Annotated in this window: 6 protein-coding genes; 1 reads left to right on the top strand and 5 read right to left on the bottom strand. The window is 67.2% G+C overall.

Annotated elements, in window-relative coordinates:
- Positions 1 to 8 precede the first annotated feature (8 nt).
- Entirely contained in the window at positions 9 to 2,246 is a 2,238-nt protein-coding gene (locus QTI04_RS23615; RefSeq protein WP_286617755.1) for a molybdopterin cofactor-binding domain-containing protein, read from the bottom strand.
- A gap of 2 nt (positions 2,247 to 2,248) precedes the next feature.
- On the bottom strand, positions 2,249 to 2,719 hold the full coding sequence (locus QTI04_RS23620) for a (2Fe-2S)-binding protein (RefSeq protein ID WP_286601381.1): 471 nt from the start codon (positions 2,717 to 2,719) through the stop codon (positions 2,249 to 2,251).
- Between the two features lie 141 nt (positions 2,720 to 2,860).
- Between QTI04_RS23620 and QTI04_RS23625 the strand changes: the two genes are divergently transcribed.
- Complete coding sequence (locus tag QTI04_RS23625) at positions 2,861 to 5,107, top strand: cation-translocating P-type ATPase (RefSeq protein WP_286617756.1); 2,247 nt, start codon at positions 2,861 to 2,863, stop codon at positions 5,105 to 5,107.
- A gap of 75 nt (positions 5,108 to 5,182) precedes the next feature.
- On the opposite strand, the gene QTI04_RS23630 is transcribed toward QTI04_RS23625, so the two are convergent.
- From QTI04_RS23630 to QTI04_RS23640, 3 genes are all read right to left on the bottom strand, one after another.
- Positions 5,183 to 5,566, bottom strand: coding sequence for an HU family DNA-binding protein (locus QTI04_RS23630; RefSeq protein WP_286601377.1), 384 nt, complete (start codon positions 5,564 to 5,566; stop codon positions 5,183 to 5,185).
- A 169-nt stretch (positions 5,567 to 5,735) separates the two neighbouring features.
- A complete protein-coding gene (locus QTI04_RS23635; RefSeq protein WP_286601376.1) occupies positions 5,736 to 6,404 on the bottom strand; it encodes a YceH family protein in 669 nt (222 codons plus the stop codon).
- Positions 6,405 to 6,461: 57 nt separating this feature from the next.
- Complete coding sequence (locus QTI04_RS23640) at positions 6,462 to 7,025, bottom strand: YbhB/YbcL family Raf kinase inhibitor-like protein (protein WP_286601375.1); 564 nt, start codon at positions 7,023 to 7,025, stop codon at positions 6,462 to 6,464.
- Positions 7,026 to 7,227: the final 202 nt, after the last annotated feature.

Below are 7,227 nucleotides of genomic sequence, written 5' to 3' on the forward strand. Positions count from 1 at the left end.
GCGCCCGCTCAGGCCATCAACGCCTTCAGCTTGCTGCTCGTGAACGGCACGCTGCGCAGCCGCACCCCCGTCGCATCGAACACCGCATTGGCCAGTGCCGCCGGCACCGGGCTGGACGCGGCTTCGCCCGCACCCAATGGCGGCTCGTCGCGGCGATCGATCAGCGCAATCTCCAGGCGCGGGACCGCGGGGAAGCGCAGCAGCGGATAGCTCGCCCAGTCGACGCTCGTGACGCGCGAGCGGTCGAAGGTGGTCTCCTCGTACAAGGTGCGCGAGAGCGTCTGCAGGATGTTGCCCTCGACCTGCGCGCGCACGGCATCGGGGTTGATCATCAGCCCGCAGTCGTGCGCGCAGCAGACGCGGCGCACGGCGATCTCGCCGGTCGCGCGGTCAACCTCCACCTCCATCGCCATGGCGACGAAGGTCTCGTTGTTCTTGTAGTGGATGTAGGCCATGCCGCGCCCCACCGCGAGCGTGCCCTTGGCCGCAGCCGGTGAGGGCCTCGACTGCCATCCGACCATCTGCGCCATGCGCCGGATCACTTCGGCGCCTCGCGGATTCGACATGTCGCGCAGCCGGAAGGCCACCGGGTCGACTTGCGCCTTGGCGGCAAGTTCATCGACGAAGCTTTCCACCGCAAAGCAGTTCGCGACCTTGCCAGGGGCGCGAATGTTCGATGGCCGCAGGGGCGCCGGGCCCAGCCAGTGCGCTGACACCTTCACCGCATTCGCGGCGTACGGTGGATCGCCGTTTTGCGACACCAGCCCCGTCGCCTGCCCCACCGGCTGCCGCATGCCCGCCGCGAGCGGCGACAGCAGCGGAATCCACTCCAGGTTGGCCGTGGCGCGCGGCACCCACATGTCGGTTTCCCAGGCATCGATGCGCCCGTCCGGCATCTGAGTGGCCTTGATCTCGAGCAGCTGAGGCGGGCCCTTCGGGTCCCAGCCCAGTTCGTCCTCGCGGCTCCACTGCACGCGCACCGGCTTGCCGACCGCCTTGGACAACAGCACCGCATCGGCGGCCGCGTCGTCGTGCCCGTTCATGCCGTAGCAGCCGGCGCCGTCGAGGTAGATGACACGCAGCTTGTCGCGCGGCAGGTCGACCATCGCCGCGAAGACGTTCAGGAAGCGGTGGCTCGCCTGCGACGCCGTCCACACCGTGCCGCCATCGGACCGCACGTCGGCCACGGCGCACGACGGACCGATGGAGCCGTGCGACTGGATGGGCCACGAATAGGTCGCCCGAAGCACGTCGGACGCATCGCGCAGTGCGGCGACGCGCTGCGCGTCGCCCTTGGCCGTGATGACTTCCTCGGCGACGAAGGGCCCGCCGCGCGCCCAATCGGCAAGGGCCTCGTGGCCGATCAACTGCGCGCTGTCACTCCACTGGACCTTGAGTTCACGCGCCGCCCGCACTGCAGCCCATTCGTCGGGACTCACCACGCCGACGAAATCGGCCATGCGCACCACGCGCACGCCCGGCAAGCGCGCGACGGACGACTCGTCGACCGCGAGCACCCGCGAACCGACGGACGGCGGCCGCACCACGCGGCCGTGCAGCATGCCGGGCACCACAAGGTCGTGCACGTAGACGTGGCGTCCTGTCACCTTGTCGGGCACGTCGGGGCGCGGCAAGGGACGGCCGACCAGCACATAGTCCGCCGGGCGCTTGAGCGGCGCCTTGGGGTTCATCTTGACGTCGAAGCTGCGGCCGCCCACGAGGACCGGGACGGCGACGCTGCGGCCGTCCGGAGCACGCACCGCGCCATCGGCCAGCTTGAGCTGGTCGGCAGGCACTTGCAGGCGCTGCGCGGCCATTGCGACCAGGGCCTCGCGTGCCGTCGCGGCGGCCTGCCTCAACTCGACGCCGCCCCGCATCACCCCACTGCTGCCGGCCGTCGGGCCCTGGTTGGGCGTCAGCGCCGTGTCGCCTTCGATCAGGTCGATGCGCTCGACCGGCACGCCGAGTTCCTCGCCCACCATCTGGCGCATGGCGATGCGGTGGCCGGTGCCCAGGTCGACCTTGCCGGAATAGACGATCACCGAACCGTCGCCGCGGACGGCCAGGAAAGAGTCGACCTGATCGAGCGCCAGCGGGCGCTGAGCCGCAGCGGATGGCCCCGCGGCTTGTGCCAGCGCAGACTTGTCCGGGAACAAGCTGAAGCCGACAACCAGCGCACCGGCTTCGAGCAGGGCACGCCGGGTCAGCTTGCCGGCGGAGGCTTCTTCAAGTTGATGTGTCGTCACGGTCAGGCCCTCCTGACGCCGGCGGCGCGTTCCACCGCGCGCAGAACGCGATCGTGCGAGCCACATCGGCACAGGTTGCCGGCGAGTGCCTTTTGCACCTCTTCACGGCTGGGTTTCGGCACGCGCTGGAGCAGCGCCACCGAACCCATCACCATGCCGTTGGTGCAGTAGCCGCATTGCGCGGCCTGCTCCGCGATGAAAGCTGCCTGCACCGGATGCGGCTTGTCGGGGGTGCCGAGCCCTTCGGCCGTGACGACGCGCCGCCCGCTCGCCTCGCCGACGCGAAGGGTGCACGAGCGCACCGGCGCCCCGTCGATCAGCACAGTGCACGCACCACATTGCCCGAGGCCGCAGCCGAACTTGGCCGCGTGCAGGCCCAGGTCGTTGCGCAGCGCGTAGAGCAAGGGCATGTCGAGGTCCCAGGCGTCGACATTCCTCGACACGCCATTGACGATCATCGTGATGGTTGGCATTCGGAGCTCCTGGCGTCGAGTCCCGGCCAGGCGGGCGGTGAAGGTCGACGGCGCTGCAGATTGCCACACGGTGTGCCTTGCATCAAGCGTGGTTCCGCTTGCGCTTGACCTTGTAGTCACTTCAGGGTTTCCAATGGGTCCATGGCAAGAAGCACCCCCGAGACGCCCATCGTCGCACTGCATGGATCCGACGCGAGCCCGCATGCCGTCCATTCAGCCTGCTGCGCGGCCGACCATGCCGCGCAGCCGATGCCGGTCGGCCCGGTGGCGGCGAACACCTTTCGCATTGCAACGATGGATTGCAGCGCCGAGGAGTCGGAAATCCGGCGCGCGGTCGAACCGATCGCGGGCATCCGCGGACTGCACTTCCAGTTGGGGCAACGATCGCTGAGGATCGACGGCTCTGCCGATGCCATCCCGCGAGCCCTGGAGGCCATTCGAAAGGCAGGCTTCGCGCCTGAGGCGATCTCGGCGACAAGCCTTGCGAGCGCCGACGACGGTCACGGGCACGAGCATGGGTCCGGCAGCGGCTATGGACGTCTGGCGACGGCACTGGGACTGGCCATCGTGGCCGAAGGCGTTTCCTTCTTCGAGCCGGACACCCTGGCGTGGAAGGCCGCGGGGATGGGGGTCGCAGCTGCCGCCATCGGTCTCGCCGGCCTCGAAACCTACACGAAGGGTCTGATGGCCCTGCGGCACGCCCGGCTCAACATCAACGCACTCATGTCGGTGGCCGTCAGCGGCGCCTTCCTGATCGGCCAGTGGCCCGAAGCGGCCATGGTGATGGCGCTCTATGCGATCGCCGAACTGATCGAGGCTCGGGCGGTCGATCGCGCACGCAATGCAATCAAGGGTCTCATCGACCTTGCGCCGGCCGATGCGGAAGTAATGCAGGCCGATGGCAGTTGGGCCCGCGTCCAGGCCACGGGGATCGCTCTGGACGCAATCACGCGAATCAAGCCCGGCGAGCGGGTGGCGCTGGACGGGATCATCACGAAGGGCAACAGCACCCTCAACGAAGCGCCAGTGACCGGGGAGAGCATCCCCGTCGACAAGGGTCCGGGCGACACCGTGTTCGCGGGCACGATCAACACCATCGGAGAGATCGAGTTTCGCGTCACTGCCGTTGCCAATGACACGACACTGGCGCGCATCATCCACGCGGTAGAGGAAGCGCAAGGCACGCGTGCACCCACGCAGCGCTTCGTCGATCGATTTGCAGCGGTCTACACGCCGGCAGTGTTTGCGGTGGCCGTAGGCGTGGCGGTGCTGCCGCCGCTGTTCCTGGGCTGGCCATGGCTCGCGGCGATCTACAAGGCACTGGTGCTTCTGGTGATCGCGTGCCCTTGCGCGTTGGTCATCTCGACACCGGTGACGGTCGTGAGCGGCCTCGCCTCGGCTGCGCGGCGCGGCATCCTGATCAAGGGTGGCACCTATCTCGAAGACGCACGCCTGCTCAAGGCCGTCGCGCTGGACAAGACCGGCACCATCACCGAAGGCAAGCCCAGGCTGGTGGCGTTCCAGCCGTGGGGCGGAGCCGGCGAGGCAGAGGTTCGACGTCTTGCCAGAGGCCTCGCCGCACGATCCGATCACCCGGTCTCCCAGGCGATCGCATCGGGCCTGGAGAACGAGGCAATCGACGTCGATGATTTCAAGGCGCTGCCCGGGCGCGGGGTCGAGGGCTTGATCGGCGGGCAGCGCTTTGTGCTCGGGAACCATCGCCTCATCCGGGAGCGCGAACAGGCCGAACCCCGTCTCGAAGTCGAACTCGCCGCGCATGAATCGCAGGGCCGCACCGTGACCCTTCTCGCGAACGACAGCGGCGTACAGGGCCTCTTCGCGGTGGCGGACACCATCAAGCCCAGTTCCATCGAAGCGATTGCCGAACTCCAGCGCCTCGGCGTGGCGTCCGTGATGCTGACCGGCGACAACGACGCCACCGCACAGGCGGTCGCGCGCGAGGCCGGCATCGGCGACGCACGCGGCGGGCTGCTGCCGGAAGACAAGCTCACCGCGATCAAGGAAATGCGCCAGCGCTATGGCGCCACCGCGATGACCGGGGACGGCATCAACGATGCTCCTGCGCTGGCGCAGGCCGACATCGGCTTCGCCATGGGCGCCGCGGGGTCCGACACGGCCATGGAAGCGGCTGACGTCGTGATCATGAACGACAACCTCGGCCGCATCGCGGAGACGATCCGGCTGTCGCGTCGCACGCACGCGGTACTCTGGCAGAACATCGGCCTGGCACTCGCCATCAAGGCCGTGTTCTTCGTGCTGGCCGTATTCGGCGTCGCGACGATGTGGATGGCCGTGTTCGCGGACATGGGGGCCAGCCTGCTGGTCGTCGGCAACGGCTTGCGGCTGCTGCGCCGCAGCGACCGTTGAGCGTTCTCAGCCCCCCAAAAGAAAACGGCCCCGAAGGGCCGTTGTTCATTGAAGCAGCCCTGGAGCTGCAGCAGCTTACTTCTTGGCTGCCTTCTTTGCGGGTGCAGCGGCCTTCTTGGCAGGTGCTGCAGCCTTCTTGGCGACGGGCTTGGCCGCTGCCTTCTCGGCCTTGCGCTTGGCTGCCTTGGGGTCGATGGCGGCCTTGAAGGCTGCGCCTGCCACGAACTTCGGCACCTTCTGCGCGGCGATCTTGATCTTGGCGCCGGCTTGGGGGTTGAAGCCCGTGCGAGCAGCGCGAGCCACTTGCTTGAAGGTTCCGAAGCCGATGAGTTGGACGGGGTCGCCCTTCTTGACGGCAGCGATGATGGAGCCGGTCACGGTTTCGAGGATGCGAGCGGCTTCTGCCTTGCTGACGTTGTGAGCGGTGGCGATCTTTTCGACCAGTTCGATACGGTTCAAGTGAATTTCCTTAGGATAGTTTCGCCATGTTGCCGATGGCGGCGCAGCGATTGGATACAAGCTGCAAGCGGCGCGGAGTATATAGGGCGGCGGATGGATGGCCGGTGCCAGCGCCCTGCATCACGTCCAAATGCAGGCAATACACAACACCCGACAGGGCTTTCGTGCGCTATTGATCGGCCGCGATGCCCAACTCTGAAGCCATTCGGTGGACCAGCGCCTTCAGGCTCGCGACCTCCGTTTCGAGCCGCGCCACGTTGGCCTTGAGCGCTGCGAGTTCGCCCAGCGACACGTCACCGTTGGCCTGCAGAGTCGCGACGGACGCATCCTCGGCCGGCGTTCCGCTCAGCAAGTGGGCCCAACGGCTTTCGCGCGAGCCAGGCAACCGGGGCAGCTTGACCACCAGCGCGCCCGCCGGCCGATTCGCCAGCTCGTCAAGGAAAGCCTCGACCGAGGAGATGTCGGCGAAGTTGTGCATGCGGTCGGAAGCGATGCGAAGCTCGCCCGCCGTCTGCGGGCCACGCAGCATCAGCACCGTGAGCAGGATGATCGACTGCGAGGGGATCCGCAGCACGCCGTCGATGTTGTGCGCGTACCGAAACGCCCGCCCACCACTGGTCTCCGACACTAGGCTGTAGCCCTTGAGACTGTCGATGGCGGCCTGCGCCTCGGCATCAGACACTTCGAGGATCGGATTGCGGCTCGTCTTCTGGTTGCACCCCGAGACGATGGCGTTGAGCGTCAGCGGGTAGCTGTCGGGCACCGTGCGCTGCTTCTCGGCAAGGACGCCGAGCACTCGGGTTTCAAGGAGGGAAAGCGTAGGAAGTGGACTGGACATGGCTTGCGGCAGATTGGATTCGCCATTGTCCCCGGTCGCTCCCTGCGGGTGGCTCTGCTATTTCTTTCTTCCGTAGGTCCCGGTCGTGGTGGACTTGCCGATCGCATTGGCGTTGACCATGAAGCCCACCAGCGAGGCGGTCGCGTTCGGCGGCAACTCCAGCTTCTCGACCTTGAGGGCGTAGAGCGTGGCGTGGTAGCGGTGCGGCTTGTCACCGGCGGGCGGGCATGGGCCACCCCAGCCTGGCGCGCCGAAGTCGGTGTTGATCTGGCGCGCGCCTGCCGGGAGCTTGGCGCCATCGGCCGTGCCTGCGCCCTGTTCGAGCGAGGTCGTCGTGGCCGGGATGTCGACGACGATCCAGTGCCAGAAGCCGGCGCCGCCGGTGGGGGCGTCGGGGTCGTGGACCATCAGGGCGAAGCTCTTCGTGCCGGGCGGTGCGTTGCTCCAACGCAGGGTTGGGGAGATGTTGTCGCCGGTGCAGCCGAAGCCCTTGAAGACGAACTTGTTGTCGATGGGGCGGCTGTCGTGCAGGTCGGGACTGGTCACACGGAAGCCTTGGGCATGGGCTGCCAAGGTCGCGAGACCGAGGGCCAATGCGGCGCTGCAATATCGGATGTTCATGGAGCGATCCCCTCTGGATGAAGGAGGGCCATTTAATCCTGAAGTGTTCGGCTAGGGAAGTCTTGATCTTGCCCCCGTATCTCAGGACACGGCCTATACGCAATGTAGCGCCGGTTGTTCAAGTTGAGCGCGGCGTGTCTGCTCAACCCGTTGCCGCCTGAACTCGCGCGGCGATTTCATCTTCAAGCTCGAGTGCGGGTGA

The sequence above is a fragment of the Variovorax sp. J22R115 genome (assembly GCF_030317005.1).
GTDB lineage: Bacteria > Pseudomonadota > Gammaproteobacteria > Burkholderiales > Burkholderiaceae_C > Variovorax.